12 protein-coding genes are annotated in these 17397 nt (G+C 46.5%); 9 read left to right on the forward strand and 3 right to left on the reverse strand.

The features are described from left to right. Position 1: 1 nt before the first annotated feature. The 6 genes from ACYVAA_RS01900 to ACYVAA_RS01925 all read left to right on the forward strand — a co-directional run bounded on the left by ACYVAA_RS01900 (position 2) and on the right by ACYVAA_RS01925 (position 6143). A complete protein-coding gene (locus ACYVAA_RS01900) occupies positions 2-1924 on the forward strand; it encodes a RecQ family ATP-dependent DNA helicase (RefSeq protein ID WP_460538326.1) in 1923 nt (640 codons plus the stop codon). Further along, positions 1921-2502 carry a hypothetical protein gene (locus ACYVAA_RS01905; RefSeq protein ID WP_460538327.1) on the forward strand — a complete coding sequence of 194 codons (582 nt, stop codon included), beginning with the start codon at positions 1921-1923 and terminating at the stop codon, positions 2500-2502. The genes ACYVAA_RS01900 and ACYVAA_RS01905 overlap by 4 nt, the downstream gene beginning before the upstream one ends. A gap of 5 nt (positions 2503-2507) precedes the next feature. Continuing rightward, a complete protein-coding gene (locus ACYVAA_RS01910; protein WP_460538328.1) occupies positions 2508-3059 on the forward strand; it encodes an NUDIX hydrolase in 552 nt (183 codons plus the stop codon). 158 nt (positions 3060-3217) lie between these two features. Beyond that, the gene (locus ACYVAA_RS01915; protein WP_460538329.1) at positions 3218-3934 is read left to right on the forward strand and encodes a tetratricopeptide repeat protein; all 717 of its coding nucleotides are present in this window, start codon (positions 3218-3220) and stop codon (positions 3932-3934) included. Beyond that, a complete protein-coding gene (locus ACYVAA_RS01920; protein WP_460538330.1) occupies positions 3934-4896 on the forward strand; it encodes an L-threonylcarbamoyladenylate synthase in 963 nt (320 codons plus the stop codon). The genes ACYVAA_RS01915 and ACYVAA_RS01920 overlap by 1 nt, the downstream gene beginning before the upstream one ends. Positions 4897-4943: 47 nt before the next feature. Further along, positions 4944-6143 (forward strand): phosphoglycerate kinase, encoded by a 1200-nt coding sequence (locus ACYVAA_RS01925; RefSeq protein ID WP_460538331.1) that lies wholly within the window; start codon positions 4944-4946, stop codon positions 6141-6143. 254 nt (positions 6144-6397) lie between these two features. Here ACYVAA_RS01925 and ACYVAA_RS01930 read toward each other — a convergent pair whose 3' ends face one another. From ACYVAA_RS01930 to ACYVAA_RS01940, 3 genes are all read right to left on the reverse strand, one after another. Further along, positions 6398-6787 (reverse strand): septal ring lytic transglycosylase RlpA family protein, encoded by a 390-nt coding sequence (locus tag ACYVAA_RS01930; RefSeq protein ID WP_460538332.1) that lies wholly within the window; start codon positions 6785-6787, stop codon positions 6398-6400. Positions 6788-6903: 116 nt separating this feature from the next. Beyond that, a complete protein-coding gene (yaaA, locus tag ACYVAA_RS01935; RefSeq protein WP_460538334.1) occupies positions 6904-7656 on the reverse strand; it encodes a YaaA family protein in 753 nt (250 codons plus the stop codon). A 2-nt stretch (positions 7657-7658) separates the two neighbouring features. Next, positions 7659-13286, reverse strand: coding sequence for a T9SS type B sorting domain-containing protein (locus ACYVAA_RS01940; protein ID WP_460538335.1), 5628 nt, complete (start codon positions 13284-13286; stop codon positions 7659-7661). A 79-nt stretch (positions 13287-13365) separates the two neighbouring features. Between ACYVAA_RS01940 and ACYVAA_RS01945 the strand changes: the two genes are divergently transcribed. From ACYVAA_RS01945 to ACYVAA_RS01955, 3 genes are all read left to right on the forward strand, one after another. Beyond that, on the forward strand, positions 13366-14424 hold the full coding sequence (locus ACYVAA_RS01945; RefSeq protein WP_460538336.1) for a PorP/SprF family type IX secretion system membrane protein: 1059 nt from the start codon (positions 13366-13368) through the stop codon (positions 14422-14424). Positions 14425-14436: 12 nt separating this feature from the next. Continuing rightward, the gene (locus ACYVAA_RS01950) at positions 14437-15669 is read left to right on the forward strand and encodes a M48 family metallopeptidase (RefSeq protein WP_460538337.1); all 1233 of its coding nucleotides are present in this window, start codon (positions 14437-14439) and stop codon (positions 15667-15669) included. Between the two features lie 129 nt (positions 15670-15798). Then, positions 15799-17334, forward strand: coding sequence for a M81 family metallopeptidase (locus ACYVAA_RS01955; RefSeq protein WP_460538391.1), 1536 nt, complete (start codon positions 15799-15801; stop codon positions 17332-17334). Positions 17335-17397: the final 63 nt, after the last annotated feature.

Below are 17397 nucleotides of genomic sequence, written 5' to 3' on the forward strand. Positions count from 1 at the left end.
GTTGAAGTCAAAAGCTCTTTCGGTATTAAAAAAGGTGTTTGGGTATGATGATTTCAGGCCCATGCAGGAGGATATTGTCCTTTCCGTTGCCCAGGGGAAGGATGTCTTGGCACTATTGCCCACAGGTGGTGGCAAGTCCATTTGTTTTCAGGTGCCCGCTTTGATGCAGGAGGGGATTTGTATTGTGGTCAGTCCCCTGATCGCGTTGATGAAGGATCAGGTGGATAATCTACGTAAGAGGGGAGTCCTGGCCACAGCGATTTATTCCGGTATGCGGAAGCGTGAGATCGACACGACCTTGGATAATTGCATTTATGGCAATTATAAATTTTTATATGTAAGTCCTGAGCGCTTGCAGACGGATCTTTTTATCGAACGCTTCAAGCGGATGAAGGTCAATTTGATCGCCGTAGATGAAGCACACTGTATTTCCCAATGGGGGTATGATTTTAGGCCTCCCTATTTGGAGATCGCAAAATTAAGGGAATACCACCCGGATGTTCCTTTTGTGGCGTTGACCGCATCTGCTACCCAAAGAGTTCAGGAGGATATTTTAGAAAAACTAAAGCTAAAACATCCGGAAGTATTCATAAAGTCATTTGAGCGGAAAAATCTCTCCTATTCCGTAAGGAAAGCTGAAAACAAGCTGGAAAAAGCCATTGAGATTTTACAGCGGGTCAACGGCTCTGCCATTGTGTATGTAAGGAGTAGAAAGGCGACCAAAGAGATCGCGGTGGCCTTGCATCAGCTGGGGATTTCGGCTACCTATTATCATGCAGGACTGGATAAAGACAGCAGGGAGGCCAGACAGCTGGATTGGAAAAACAATAAGGTCCGGGTGATGGTGGCGACCAATGCTTTTGGCATGGGGATAGATAAGCCGGATGTAAGGATCGTAATTCATATGGACAGTCCCGAAAACCTAGAGAACTATTATCAGGAAGCTGGTAGGGCAGGCAGGGATGAATGGAAGGCTTTTGCCGTGATTTTATACCAAGAAAAAGACCTTACCATGCTTATGGAAAGGGCAGAACAGGCTTATCCGCCCACTGAATTTATCAAAAGGGTTTATCAGAGTCTGGCGAATTATTATCGTATAGCAGTAGGGAGTAGCTTGATGGTGAGTTATGATTTTGAAATTATCGCCTTCACCGACACCTATAAGCTGGATCTGCTAATGACCTATCATGCCATCAAGATATTGCAGGAGGAGGGCTTGGTAGAGTTAAGTGAAGGGTTTTACAGTGCGAGTTCCTTTCACTTTTTGATTGCATCAAGCAAACTATATGAGTACCAGATCGCCCACGCCAGTTTGGATCCGGTGATCAAAGTTTTGTTGAGGATGTATGGAGGAGAGCTTTTTTCGGAGTATATAAAAGTCAGGGAAGACAAACTCTCTGCGGTTTTAAATATAAGTGAGGCTGAAGTGGTCAGGCTTTTGGAAAGGATGGACCATTTGGGGATCGCAGCGTATAATAAGAAGAAAGATAAGCCGCAGGTCACTTTTCTGACCCATCGATACGATGCGGGAAGACTGCCCTTGAACGTGAACAGGATAAAAGAGCGCCGGGAAAACAGTGTCTCCAAGGCAAAAGCCATGGTCGCCTATATAAAGAACAAGATGCTCTGTAGAACGTTACAGTTATTGGAGTACTTTGGAGAGGAAAAAGATCAGGGCTGTGGGGTATGTGATGTTTGCCTTGAAAATAGAAAACAAAAAGATATTCCTGCGCATCTGGATCAGGTACGAAATCGTCTGATGAAAACTTTAATCGGAGGAGAACTGTTTACCTATAAAGAACTCCTAACGGAGTCAGGAGTAAAGGATACTGATGATGAGGCCTTGGGGCTGTTGCGCCAGATGGAAGATGAGGGCGTCATCAGCAGTTTGGAAGATGGTAGAATAAAGATCAATATTGAATGACATTTGTAGATGATATTTTAAAAAAGATTTTTCCCAAAGATGAAAAGGCGGTTAGCCACAGGGAAAATACCAAGTATACCGAGGAAGACCGCAAGGAGATCAAGCTTTGGATGATGAGCGCGGAGGGAGAATCGGCTTTTGATGCTATCTATGGGAATTATCAACTGCAGAAGAAAGGAGAGGAAACTACTCCAGAAATACATGTTTACCGGTCCCCTTATGCCAATGGGATCGCCATTTTTTACGATTTGCCTTTCAATCCGAAAACTTTTTCAAAACTTTTCTTTGCTTTTGGCGAACGAATTGTAGATTTAGGATATGATCGGGTAAGTATCGAAAAAACCGTTCAGGAAAAAGCGCAAGGAGTAAACATCACTGAGAAACAGTACCTAAAACCCATACCAACCTTAATGGCAGGTCAGACTGACCAACTTTTTGGTAATATTTCCATAGAAAAAGTGTCGGTAAACCACCAGCCGCAAATGATCAAGATTCTTGTGACCGTATATTCTGATCGGCTATACACCCAGGCAAGATCATTTGAATCTCTTGTAGAAGTCATGTTTAATCACCAGTAATACCTATGAACAGAGAAGGGTTAAAAAAAATACTTAAAAGTTATCGGACGCCGTTTGAGGAAGAAAAATCATTCATTCATGAATTTATCGACCTCACCGATGAACCGATGGCCTTTTTGAGAGACAGAAAGGAAGGGCACTTCACCGCCTCCGCTTGGATTGTCAACAAGACAAGAACACACACGCTGCTGACCCATCACCGAAAGCTGAACCGTTGGCTGCAATTGGGAGGTCATGCGGACGGCAATGAGAACCTGATGGAGGTCGCCATGACCGAAGCCCGAGAAGAAAGCGGGCTGATTTCGCTGAAATTGGTCGATACCTATATTTTTGATATCGACAAGCACATCATTCCTGCAAATGACAAAGACCAGCAGCATTATCATTATGATGTCCGGTTTTTGGTGGAAGCAGCGATGGATGAGCCATTGACCGTCAGTGCGGAGAGTAAGGATTTGGCTTGGGTAAGCTATGAGACCGTTCCGGACGTGGTCAAAAGCAATGATTCCATCATGCGGATGCTGGAAAAAACCAGCAAGTCGGAGCTGGTTCATTAATAGGCCGCTTTCAATTGGTACCACTTCAGATTTGATGAGCCTCAGCATATGCGAAAATCCTGAGGAAGGGCAAAGTATGTTCTGATATTGGTAAAGATTTTGGGAATAGACTGCCAGATTGTTTATAATTCTTATCTTTGTCTGAAAAAATACCAAAAGTGAGAAAATTACTGATTGTCCCTTTTTTAGTTGGCTTATTGTGGAGCTGTGCCCCTTCAGAGCAAGAACTTTATGATGCAGGAGTCAAGGAGCTGGAGATGGGAAACTATACCGAATCCATTGTCTATTTTGACAAAGTGATCGATAAAAACCCTGAAAATACTTCAGCCTATAATGCCAAAGGGGTTGCCCTGTTTGAAATGGAAAAGTGGGACGAGGCGATAGCGGCCTTCACGGTATCCATGGAGAAGGATTCTACTTCTTATAAGCCTTACCTTAATCTGGGCAATGCCTATTTGGAAAAGAAAGAATTTAAAGAAGCGGTAAAGCATTACAATATGGCCAGCGCTTTGGATCCGAATCAGACGGATATTTATTATAACCGCGGACTGGCACTTTTGGGAATGGAGGAATACGAAGATGCCCTGTTGGATTTTGACATGGCCTTGCAAGTGGACCCCAACCAGGCGCTGACCCATTTTAACAGAGCCAAGGCTCTTTTAGGCAATAATAATCCCTTGGAAGCCATCAATGCATTGGACAAGGCTGTCACGCTCGATGATCAAAACGGGCCAGCTTATTATCTGTTGGGTGTAACCAAGATGAGCGCACTGGGAGAAAAGGAAGAAGGTTGTATTTACCTTAAAAAAGCACTCAGTTTGGGTTACGAAGCAGCCCAGGAGTGGATTGATGAATTTTGTGATAAGGAATCTTGATGACAACTATCGGAAAAGATATTAGCAAGGCGAAGCAACTCTTAGAAGCCGGAGAGCTGGTGGGGATTCCCACAGAAACGGTTTATGGTTTGGCCGGAAATGCATTGGATCCCAAAGCAGTCAGTAAAATTTTTGAAACCAAAAACCGCCCAAGTTTTGATCCGCTGATCGTCCATACCGGAAGTATTGAACAAATCAGCGATTATACCACCGGCGTGTTGCCGGAACTAGAGGAGCTGGCGAAAAGGTTCTGGCCGGGGCCACTGACTCTTTTATTGCCCAAGAAGGCGATCGTGCCTGATCTGGTTACCAGTGGTTTGGAGCAGGTGGCGGTAAGGGTTCCTAGTCATCCTTTGACCAGGGAGTTGTTGTTGTCCCTGGATTTTCCATTAGCGGCACCAAGTGCCAATCCTTTTGGCTATATTAGTCCTACCCAAGCCTCCCATGTGATGGATCAGTTGGAGGGCAAGATTTCTTATATACTTGACGGTGGAAGTTGTGATATAGGCCTGGAAAGTACCATTGTTGGGATGGAGCAGGGAGAAATCATCATTTATAGACTTGGAGGGGTGGAGGTTTCCGCCATCAAGGAAGTGGTGGGCAATGTCCTGATTTTGCCACAGTCCAGTAGCAATCCCAAATCACCGGGGATGCTGAAAAGTCATTACGCTCCCAGAAAACCCTTTGTTTTAGGTGAATTGGAGCAATTGGTGCCCCATTACCAGGCAAAAGGTGAGCGGTTTGGCGTTTTGAGTTTCCAAAAGCACTTTGAAGCGGTCGATGCCGCAGACCAAAGCGTGCTCAGCGAAAGCGGAGATTTTAAAGAAGCCGCACAGCACCTGTTTGCCGCCATGCGCTATTTGGACCAGCGTGATGTTTCCCTGATTTTGTCTGAGGAACTGCCTGAAAAGGGGCTGGGCAAGGCCATCAATGATAGGCTCAGAAGGGCTTCGGCAAAGTAATAAGTAGTTTTTAAAAGAATCTATAATCAATAAAAAACCTATTAACCATGAACAGTAGGATTAAATCTGTTGACAACCTAAGCTTTGAAGGCAAAAAGGCCCTGATCAGAGTTGATTTTAATGTCCCGTTGGATGCAAAGTTCAATGTGACCGATGATACAAGAATCCAAGCGGCACTGCCCACCATCAATAAGATATTGAAGGATGGGGGAGCTGTTATTTTGATGTCGCATTTGGGGCGTCCCAAGGATGGGCCAGACGACAAGTTTTCCCTGAAACACATTTTGCTGGATTTGGAGAAGGCTTTGGACCGTCCGGTGAAATTTGCTCCTGACTGTATCGGTGAAGAGGCAAAGCATTTGGCCGCAGGACTTAAAGGTGGAGAGGTGTTATTGCTGGAAAACCTTAGATTTTACAAAGAGGAAACCAAAGGAGATGCTGAATTTGCTAAGAAGTTGTCCACCTTGGGAGACATCTATGTGAACGATGCTTTTGGTACTGCGCACCGTGCCCATGCTTCCACTGCCATTGTAGCGGAATACTTCAATGACAAAGTATGTGGTTACCTGATGCTTTCTGAATTGGAAAATGCAGATAAAGTCCTAGGTAATCCGCAAAGACCGCTAACCGCCATTATGGGTGGGGCCAAGATCTCGGATAAAATCCTGATCATCGAAAAGCTGTTGGACAAGGTGGATAACCTGATCATTGGTGGCGGTATGTCTTATACCTTTGCCAAAGCTAAAGGGGGTTCTATCGGTGATTCTCTTTTAGAGGCGGACAAACTGGAACTTACCAAAGAACTGGAAGCGAAGGCAAAAGAAAAAGGAGTAAAACTTTATTTGCCGGTAGATAACATCACCTCAAAGGAGTTTGCCAATGATGCTGAGCAGGGTACGGCCAAAAGTGGCCAGATTCCTGATGGCTGGATGGGCCTGGATATCGGAGTGGAAACACGCGACATCTTTGCAGATGTGATCAAAAATTCAAAAACCATCCTTTGGAATGGTCCTATGGGTGTATTTGAAATGGAGAGCTTTGACAAAGGAACGAAAGCGGTTGCTGAAGCAGTAGTGGAAGCTACTGAAGCAGGTGCGTTTAGCCTCATCGGTGGTGGTGATTCCGCTGCTGCAGTAAATAAATTTGGATTTGGAGAGAAAGTATCATTTGTATCTACGGGTGGAGGCGCCTTATTGGAGCATATGGAAGGTAAAGTGCTTCCTGGAGTGAAGGCATTGGAGCCTTGATCCTTTAGCAAATAAGAAAATTGAGAAAGGCTGCTTCGAGAGAGGCAGCCTTTTTTGATGTCCGGATTTATGCCATGACTCAAAGTCATGGCATGAATCTTAGATAGCTCTAAAAATTCTTTCTAAATCAGGTTAGATGGGAAGAGCTTAGAAGCTCTTGAAAGTCCCCAGCCTACAGTGTTTTTTGACCCTTGTAAGCATGTACGGCCACTTAGGTCAAACTTTTAAACCTTTCAACCTTATCCCAACGATCATCAATACCTTATCTCCACTGACACCACACCACGCTGGATCATGTCCAGTCTTTGGGCGGCTTTTCGGGAAAGGTCGATGATCCTGCCGGAAGAAAAGGGCCCCCTGTCATTTATCCGGACTTTTACCGTTTTGCCATTTTGAAGATTTTTGACCTTTACCTTGGTGCCGAAGGGTAAATTCCCATGGGCCGCGGTCATTTTGCCAGGATGGTACTTTTCACCACTGGCGGTTTTTCTCCCATTGAATTTATCCGCATAGTAGCTGGCTTTGCCGGTTTGGACTTGCCTGGAAGAAAGGGAGAGAGAGGCACAGGAACTGGACAGCAGTAGGATACATATCCAGAAGAGGATTCTCTTTTTCAGAAAGACGGCAGATAGGGCAGAGGTCATATATTGGTGTTTGGTATATGGAATGTGGTATATAGTATTTGGTATTTGGCGCTCCGGTCCAAATGCCGCATGCCAATTACTTTTTTTATTTTACCCTATCAACTTTTAAGCCAGACTTACCTCACAAAAATCCATTCATTTTCCTTGCTTTGAGGTTGGGAAAATTCATAGCCCTCACGGTTGAAGAGCTTGATTTTTTCGGGTTCGGTGATTCTGTTTTTGATGATATAATCCGCCATCATCCCCCTTGCCTGTTTGGCAAAGATCCCGACCACTTTGTACTTGCCGTCGCGGTGCTCCTTGAAGTTTACATGGATCATTCTTGACTTGAGGGCTTTTTTATCCACGGCTTTGCCATATTCTTGGGAGGCCAGGTTGATGACCGGTTCTCCTTGGCTTATGCTGTTAATGGCCTTGGAGATTTTGGTTCCCCAATACTCGTAAAGGTTTTTTCCTTTTTTATTTTCTAAGCTGATGCCCATTTCCAGGCGATAAGGCTGAATAAGGTCCAGTGGCTTCAAAAGGCCGTAAAGTCCCGAAAGAATTCTTAAGTGGTTTTGGGCAAATTCAAGGTCCTCAGCCAGGTAATTGTCCACATCCATACTCCTGTACACGTCTCCTTTGAAGGCCAACAGTGCTTGTTTGGAGTTTTCTATGGTAAATTCTTTGTCAAAGTTATGGTATCTTTCTTCGTTTAACTGGGCGATATTTTCACTTACTTTCATCAGTTGGCGGATATCGGCCACTGATTTCTTTTTCATAAGGGACACCAAGGCTTTGATGTCTGTTTTAAAATCAGGTTGGGTGGCCAGGGAGATTTCAGTGGTACTCATATCCAGCGTTTTTGCTGGAGATATTAATGCGATCATAATTATTCAATTACAACAATGGCTTTTTTTATGGATTTTTCTAAATCTTGGTCTCTGCTCTTAAACTTTATAATCACCGGATAGGTTCCTATCGGGGCTTTTTGGCCATTGATCATTCCGTCCCACCTGCAGAAGGGCGAGTTTTCCGGGATATTTTCTTCAATGCAATGATAGATCAGTTCGCCCCATCGGTTATAAATGAGGACACTGATTTCGTCTACGAAGCTGTTGACATATACCACAAAATTCCTTTCCGGATCCCCTGGGATAAGGGCGTTAGGTGTTGTGATATTAAGCGTACAATCTTCAATGACCTCAAAAGTAGTGGAAAAAGTACAACCGGCCATATCGGTGACTACTAAAGTATAATTTCCGGCCTGCATTGGCGTGAAAGTGGGAGCTGTGCTGACCTGCTCATCTTCCAGGAACCACTGGTACCTGCTCCAGGTGCCCAAAGAATCGATGGTAGTGGACACTCCTTCTAAGGTACATATGGTATAGGTAGGGTCCAATGCCGGTGTTGTGGAATTGGACCGTAATACGGCCGCTCTGTCAGTGCCCAGAGAGCAGAGTCTGCCAAAGGCTTCATGGATCAGTCTGACCCTGTAAGTACCGGGATCGGTGACGGTAATTTGATCCATGCCGTCCAATCCGGGAATAAGCACACTGTTATTGTTGGCGTCCACCGTAAACCAATAGGGTCTGACATTGACATCGTCAGGAGCATCGTAAATGGCCGTCAGGGTAGCGGTGGTTCTTCCTTCACACATCCCTGAAGTGATTTCCAGTTCGACTTCCATTGCCCTAGGAAGGTCAGGTACTTCAAATTCCAAGGGTGCATGTGGGCATACGGTGCTGTTCATAGGCTGTACGTCCAAGGAATAGTTGCCAGGTGTTTTGGGCGCAAAAGTTCTGTTTCTTCCGATGATCTGGCCCAATGAATTTCTCCAAAGGAACAGGTAGTTGGCCGGATTAAAGCCCGAACCAAGTTCTGCGGTATAGCGAAGCCCGGTATTACAATCATAGGTTGGTTCCGATACTGAAAATACCACTTGGTCGTTCAGGGTCAGGTTCATTTCCCTCTGCCTGGGGCAGTTGACGCCGCTAGGGTCTTCACCTAAAACCGTATAAAGGCCCTCCTGATCAAGAATGTATTGACCATTTTCGGGTAAGACCACCGTCCCGTCCGGAGCGGTAATGGTATAGTCAATCCCTGTGCTCGGTTCGGGGCTGAAGTAATAAGCTTCGCAGCCAACAGGGTTGGTAGGGACAGAGAAGTTGGTCAGGGATTTGCCCTCAATGAGATATAATTGGGGATCAGTGACCGTACATCCATTAGGATCTGAAATCTGTACGGCATAGCTCCCGTCATCAAGCGGGATGGAGATGCTGCCATTGATCTCTCCGCTAATCTCTTGACCGTTTTCTTCCCTTGTGATAAGATAAGTGCCTGATGATGGGTTGCCGGTCAGGGTAATCTCCATACTTCCTTCGATTACCGTGTTAATGTCACAGGTCTCTGGTAGGGTAGTGATGGTGTAATCAAAACCTGCAGGAGGATTTTCATTGGAGATATTCACTGTTCTGGTAAACTGACATCCATCGCTTTCTGCGGTGACAGTGTAAATGCCAGGCAGCAAATTCTCTATGGGGCCCAATATTTCACCCTCACTCACATTGGTAAAGACTTGGTCAGTTTCATCAATGGTGACAGTTTCTGCGTCAGTGAGCATACTGATGGAAAAGCTTCCGTCAGCGGTGGCACAGTCCGTCGCTTGGTTGATAACTTCTGTGCTGAAATCAGGGATCGGTTTTATGAGGAGTTCGGCTTTTTTCTCTACAATACAACCTGGCAGGATGGGGTCTTCTGCTCGCATAATGATGTCATAAAGCCCCGGTCCAGGTAAGTCTCTGATATTAAGGTCCCATTCATATCCTCGCCCCAAGACGGTAGGTGCATCAGGACTTCCCTGAAGTTGATAAGACCATTCTCCCATCACGGGGGTGTCGGGCGAGAAGAGGATGTGATTGTCATCAAAACAGGTTTCTTCCGAGTCCTGGTTAAGGTTGAAATTAAACGCCGGGCCAGCAAAGACGGAGCCGGTTACAGGACAGGATTGAAAGTCGGGGTCAGCCCCCTCTGGAGTAACCAGGCTAACGGTTACCGTATAGATGCTCTCTTCCGTTATTTCGATAGAGTTGGAGTTTTCATCGCCAAACAGTTCCCCGGCAGCATTTCTCCATTCGAAATTGTACAAGCCTTCATCAGGATCGTATCCATCAATGGCGGTTAGGGTAACCACTTCACCGCTACAAAAAGTAACATCATCCTGAAGGGTAAGCACAGGAGGAGCCACCACCTCAACCTCCATGCTGCCGTTATAGTAATCCGGATTACCGCATCTTTCTACATCCAAGGTTACGGTGAACACGCCGGCCGTATCAAAGGAATATTCCAGGTTCTGGAAATCGTCCCCCTCGCCTGAAATGGTGAATACTGTAGAGCCATCACTGTCAATAATCCCCCAGGTATAAAAGTCGATGTCCGGTTCACCTGAGCCTTCAAACATCCCTAGGGCTTCTCCATTTTCATCGAGGCAGAGCCTTTCAGGACCTGAAATTTCAGGGTCTGGGACATTGCTTCCAGAGTTCTGTACATAAGAGGGAAGTCCAAGGTTGTTGGTGCCGTTGGTCAAAGGCCCCTGTTCATTGTAGGTGCTGTTGTTGCAGTCCGCTCCGGGGCTGATTTCGCCCACTTGCGGTGCACCCACCACCGAAACATAAATTTGTCCGTTGGGTCCCATCTGAATAGCCCCAAGATCAGGCCCGGCACTGCCGGATAGGAGTGTTCTACTGACTTGGATACATTGTTCTATTTGGTCTTGGGTGCTGGCATTTTCAAAGCAGCTGGGGCAGATTTCCGTGCTTGGGTTGTCCGGATCTGTATTGTCATCAATATCCACCCCTTGGATAAAGATTTCTTCTATCCCCTTACCGTTTTTGTAGGATACAAATATTTTATCACTGTCACTGCCAAACTCCAAACCGTAGACCTCGTCATCGCATTCGAGATCAATGGTTGCATATTCCGTTAACTCTCCTGTCTCTTCATCAAAGTCAAAAATATCCACTTTGCTGCACCCTCCCTCTGTAAGGGTGATGGCGAGTTTTTCTCCGTCAGGACTGAATTTCATGGACCCCACGCCCGTACCAAAATTGTGTGCGCTGCCAACTGAACTGGCAACGGCTTGGCCAATGCCCTGGGCGCTTACCGGGTAGGCCCTGAAGGTATTATTGCCTATCTCGTGGAACATGACCCAGGTGGTGTCTCCCGTTTCTATTGCGGCAGATTGCTCTGTCCCTGGGTTGAAGAGAAAATTGTCCCCACTGACCACGCTTCCCACCCCTTGTTGGTTTTCCCCCTTAATGTCGATCAGTGAAAATTTGACCGTATTGGAGCCGCTGGAAGAAGCTTCAGTGGTAAACAGGTAGTACAAGGTCTGTTCCTGAGGGACCTTTACAGCAATCACACTTTGCGCAGAGGAATTGTCTCCTCCGATGTCCTGCCCGTTCTGCATCGGGTTACCATTAAGGTCCCAAACCGTTTGGCCGTCGGTGTAGAAAAGTACCTCGCCTGCTTGGTCAGATATGGTGGTGGTACCGGCAGGAATGTCCCAGCCAGGATGTCCTTCAGGAATCTCCACGGGGCGGGGCAATGGCCCGTCCGGATTGTCAGGGTCGGGGTTAAAATCCAGTCCTGCATTGTTGCCAAAATACCAAATATTATTGGTCTGGTCATCGACTTTTTCATTGGCAACAGGGTCCCACATTTTGATGGTCGTCTCAGCGTAAACGTAACAGGATGAGCCCTGTTCTCTGGCCAATACCCAATAAGTTCCTGGCTCACAGACTTCATTTGCTCCTTCTGCAATCCAGCCTTCCTCTTTTTTATTGGACCAAAAATACTCGTAACTGGAGCCGCTGCCCTGGCCGCCACCGCCCCCAATGCCTATTCCTCCTCCGCCTCCGCCTTGGCCACCTCCCTGGCCTTCATCTCCAGAGCTTACCTCGAGCATTTCATTTAGGTCCAAACAGGTCATACAGGTCGTGGTATCCGAAGGGGTGAAGCTGGCCTGTAAATTGTTTTCCTGAAAGGAAATGGGATAGCTTGCCGTCTCGGTGGAGCCGTCCTCAAAAGTTACCGTCAGCGTCACATTGATACTTTGTTGGCCAGTGGCATCAGCGGGAAGTAGCAGGTGTTCCTCGGTGAGGTCCAGTTCTATTTCTTCTCCATCTTGGTCGACTGGCGGGGGGGCGATTTCCCATTCATAAGACTCCACCGGAATATTGGGCGGGGTGAGCAGAGAGGTGATCTGCAAAGGGGTGTTCATACAGGGCATCTGCGGAGACCAAGTAAAATCCACCGTCGCTTCAATGTCTGCGTTTGGGGCGAAGGAGGTGAAGGTATTTCCGCAAAAGTCAGTTCCGCCAAAAGGATCCTCGTCTATGTCTACAGCTAAAATTTCCGGTTCATCCGGGTTGGCGATCGCTCCTACAAAATAGGCATCACTGCCTGTTTCTTTGTAGATATAATAGAGCTTTCCATCTGGGCCTATTTTAAGGTCGGATATTTCTTCTATGGGATTTTGTAAAGGGATCCTTTCGGGCGTGGCACCGGGGTCTGTTAGCCGGAAAAGGTCCCCTCCCTGGCTGTAATAGATATAATCGCCCGAAGGGGTGACCGTCAGTCCGCCGAAGGCTTCTCCGTTTCCTTCGGTCTGTGGCATCTCATTCACAGAACCAAAGGTACCGTTGGCAGTATTGATGTTGACAAAGGCCAAATTGCCTCCGGTACCCTCCGGTAAGAGAAATAGTGTGCCGCGGTCTACATTGGTGTTTTCTACAAAATAGGAGGCTTTTGGGGTAAAGGGAAAGGGGCGAGCGGTCCGGTCAGAGAATACTCCCTCAGAATCCTGTATCTCACGGGTCACAATTTCTCCATTTTCAAAACTGACCAGAAAGTTGATGTCGCTACTGGTGCCGGTTCCCCTGATGACGGTTACGAATCCCTGGGCGGGCCCGATGACACCGTCTTCCGAAACGGCACCGGCAGGAGGTTGGCCAGGGGCTGCGCCCCCCTGGTCATTCATGTCCACTATGGCATATTCCAGGTTGCCGGAGTTGGAGAGGTAAAGGATGTAAAAAAGTTTTTCACCTCCTTCTTCGGTTTCATAGTCCAATGGAGCGATGGCAACGGTTTGTTTGCCGGTTTCCGTTCCTCCAAGCTCATTGCCGTCAAAATCCGGCAAACCCTGGATTTGCTCGTTAAGGTGGTTATAGACCAATGCACCGTCGGTATAAAACATGACCGCGCCTGTAATGGGGTCTATGGCTGCAGCAACATTTCCAGTGCCCAAGGGTTGGTTTCCGGGAAGGCTGTTAATGTTTGGCGTGTTTCCTTTTCCAAAAGAAATATAATTATTTTCTTGATCAGAACCACAGTAACCAAAAATCCATTCGTTATTATTGTATCCCTGGGAATAAACCAAGCCGCTGCTTGAAAGGCATAAAAAGGTTAGGATTATTGGAAGAATCCATCCGATATTTATGTGATTAAGCGTCCTTTTCATAATTTGCGGGATACGGATAACAACACCTTCGCGGGCAAAACGTTTATATGCTTAGTTACTCAAATAAACGAACAAATATTTGTTTAGGTCTTATATATACTTAGTTTTTTGCACTTTAGCCATAGTATCCTCCACTAGTTATAGTTTTGGACAGGATCCTCAATATAGTCAATATTATGCCGCTCCCCTTTATTTAAATCCGGCATTTGCGGGGGCTGATCTTCAGACCCGTCTAGGGGCCAATTACCGGAAACAATGGCCCGGCCTAGAGGCGGAGTTTACGACGTTTTCGTTTTACGTGGACACCTTTCTGGAGGAATATAATAGTGGCGTCGGTTTTATGGTAATGAACGATGTGGAGGGCGCTGCGGATTTGAGGTCATTGACCATTTCAGGGATGTACTCCTACGAGCTAAGGCTGAGCGAGGGGCTGTATTTTCGTCCCGGATTTCAGGCCAGCTATATCAGAAGGGATATAGGCTATTATGAAAACCTGGTTTTTGCCAACCAAATCAATCCCAATGATCCCTTCGGGCCAATTTTTCCCAGTGATACCAACTTGGCAGGTTTGGGAGAACCTGTAGACCTGCTTTCACTGTCTTTTGGAGGACTGTTGTTCACGGACAAGTTGTGGTTGGGAGGATCCGTGCACCATGTCAATGAACCCAACCAGTCTTTCCTGGATGAAAATGATTCCTCCAGCATACTGCCCCGAAAATTTTCAGCCCATGCAGGCTACAAGATATCTTTGGGGCATGGAGCGATGAGAAGGGATTTTACGCATACCTACAAGGAACGTTTTTTTGTGCCCACCATTAATTACAAGCGGCAGGGGCCTTTTGAGCAATTGGATCTGGGAGCCTATGTGTATGCCGAGCCGGTGATTTTTGGTCTATGGTATAGAGGCCTTCCTTATAAGCCGTTGAACAGTGAAAGTAATCGGGATGCCTTGGTGCTCCTGTTAGGCTTAAGCCTGCCATCAGGGATGGATATAGGGTATAGTTTTGATTATACCATGTCCCAGCTGGGGATACAGTCCGGAGGGGCCCACGAGTTGAGCGTTTCCCTACGTTTCCCAAGAAACAATCCCGGTGCACCTCGGCTCAGGGATACCTTGCTGCCTTGTCCTAAATTTTAGTAGCTTTGCCCCATGAGTGCAGAAGGACTGAAATACCTGATGATCGGATTGATAGTAGCCGGTTTTCTTTTCAATAAATTAACCAGCTGGCTGAATGTAAAGCAGCCTGTGCCGGAAGTGCCCCGGACCTTGATCAAGCACTTGGATCGGGAGAAACTTTTGGAAGCAAAATCCTATCAGAAAACCAACTATAATTTTGCATTGGTAACCGGGCTCATTTCCTTTTTGGTAACGATATCTTTGCTGTATTGGGGGCTGTTTGGGGTATTGGATAGCTGGATCAGTGACAGGATTGCCAATGGTATCCTGCAATCACTGGCGTTCTTTGGGATAGTGTTCCTCGCGTCAGACATCCTTTCCCTGCCATTTGATTATTACCAAACATTTAAAATCGAAGAGGAATACGGTTTCAATAAAACAAGTACAAAGACCTACGTGATGGACAAACTCAAGGGCTATGCCCTAGGTGTCATTCTTGGAGGAGGTCTACTGGTTTTGCTCCTCTGGTTGATCAATAGCCTGGGGCCTTCTTTTTGGCTTTATTTCTGGGCGGTGGCGGCCTTTTTTATGGTGCTGCTCAATATGTTTTATACTTCCTGGATTTTGCCGCTATTCAATCAACTGAAACCCTTGGAAGAAGGTGAACTGAAAGATAGCATCATGGCCTACGCCTCCTCGGTGGGGTTTTCTCTGGACAATGTATTTGTGATTGACGGAAGCACCAGGTCCACCAAGGCCAACGCCTTTTTTTCAGGCTTCGGAAAACGTAAGAAAGTGGTGCTGTACGATACCCTGATACAGCAACATACGACAGAGGAGTTGGTTGCCGTATTGGCTCACGAAGTAGGCCACTACAAGAAAAAACACATTCTTCAAAGCCTGTTCATCAGTGTAATTCAGGTGGGGTTGATGCTGTTTGTCTTATCGCTTTTTGTCAACAGCGAAAACATTAGCCAGGCCTTGGGGGGAGAAAGTACTGCCGTACATCTGAATTTGATCGGTTTTGCACTACTGTATTCTCCTATCTCCACCCTGCTAGGAGTGGGCATGAACATGCTGAGCCGGAAAAATGAATTTGAGGCTGATCACTACGCCAAGGAAACTTATGCGGGAGAACCTTTAGCAGAGGCCCTGAAGACCCTTTCGGTGAAAACCCTTACCCAAATCAATCCGCATCCAGTACATGTATTTGTGAATTATTCCCACCCTCCCTTAATGGAAAGGCTGGAGAAATTGGAGGAGTAGGTTAATTCCCATTAGAGGATTTAAAGAGAAGTTCTTGTTTTATTAATTTTTTGCTTAAATTAATCGAATTAAATAAAAACTTCAATTATGATAAGATCCTTCACCCTTTCTATTCCCTTTGTTTTGATAATGGTTCTGATTGGTTTTGGCGCCTGCAGTTCTTCTACAGAGAAGGCAGAAAAAGCATTGCCAAGGATAGCCATTGCCGGCTTGGCCATCGAATCCAGTACCTTTTCGCCTGCCGTAACAGAAGAAGATGCCTTCCATTCCAAAACAGGGGAGGATATTTTTTCCTATTATCCTTTTATGGCTCCGGATTCTGCCAATAGGAAGCGGGCCGATTGGGTTCCTACCTTGAAAGGACATGCTATCCCCGGGGGGATCGTGAGTAGGGAAGCCTATGAGTCATTGATGGAAAAGACACTTAGCATGCTAAAAGAAAACGGACCCTATGATGGTTTGTTTTTCGATATCCACGGAGCCATGAGTGTGCAAGGTCTGGACGACCCAGAGGGGGATATGATTGTAAGAATCCGGGAAGTGATCGGTGAGGAGCCAATTATTTCCACGTCCATGGATTTACATGGCAACGTGTCATGGAGACTGGCAAAGCATTCAGATATTATCACCTGCTACAGATTGGCACCTCATGAGGATGCTTTAGAGTCTAAAAAAAGAGCCATGGACAATCTTTTGGACCGCTTGGAAAGCGGAAAAGGAAAGCCCGCTTACAAGGCTTATATTCCTGTGCCGATCTTATTGCCGGGCGAGAAAACCAGTACACGCATAGAGCCCGGCAAGAGCCTTTATGCGAAGGTGAAGCCGGCTGCAGATCAGGAGGGAGTGGTGGATGCTGCTATCTGGATAGGTTATGCTTGGGCGGATGAGCCAAGAAACCATGGGGTGGTGATGGTGACCGGTGATGACAAAGATAAAGTGGCCCAGTCGGCCGAAGATTTGGCCAAAAGTTTTTGGGAAGTAAGGGAGGAGTTTGATTTTGTAGCCCCAACAGCGACATTGGAGGAAGCATTGGACGCAGCCATTGCCAGTGATAAGGTGCCATTTATGATCAGTGACTCAGGGGATAACCCCACAGCCGGTGGGGCAGGGGATGTTACCTGGACCCTAAAGGAGATTTTGGAGAGACCTGAATTTAAAAAGGAGGATGGCCCATCCTTGATCTATGCGTCAATTCCTGGACCTGAGCTTATTGAAGCGGCTGAAAAAGTAGGAGTAGGAGGGCAAGTGGAAGCCCCTGTTGGAGCAGCGGTGGATGATCGCTATTCAGGGCCGATCATGTTAAAGGGAACGGTGCAAGCTATAGAGCAAGGTGACCGAGATGCGGAAACGGAAGTAGTTGTGAAAGTGGGCAGCGTTAATGTCATCGTAACAAAAAAACGCAAGCCCTATCATCATGAAAGTGATTTCACAAATCTTGGCCTGAAGCCAAAGGAGACGGATATTGTCGTGGTTAAGATCGGTTATTTGGTGCCGGAGCTATACAATATGCGGGCAGATTGGCTGTTGGCACTTACTCCTGGGGGCGTCGATCAGGATCTTTTCCGTCTGGAATACGGACGTATTAAAAGGCCTATGTTCCCATTTGATGCAAATATGGAAGATCCGGATCTATCGGTGCAGTGGGTGCCCTTGTCTGATGAGTGAGAAAGTAAGGGTATTGGGTCTTGAGTCTTGAGTCGGGAGGCTTTAGTATCAAGTAACCGAATC

It is taken from the genome of Echinicola sediminis (assembly GCF_054777495.1).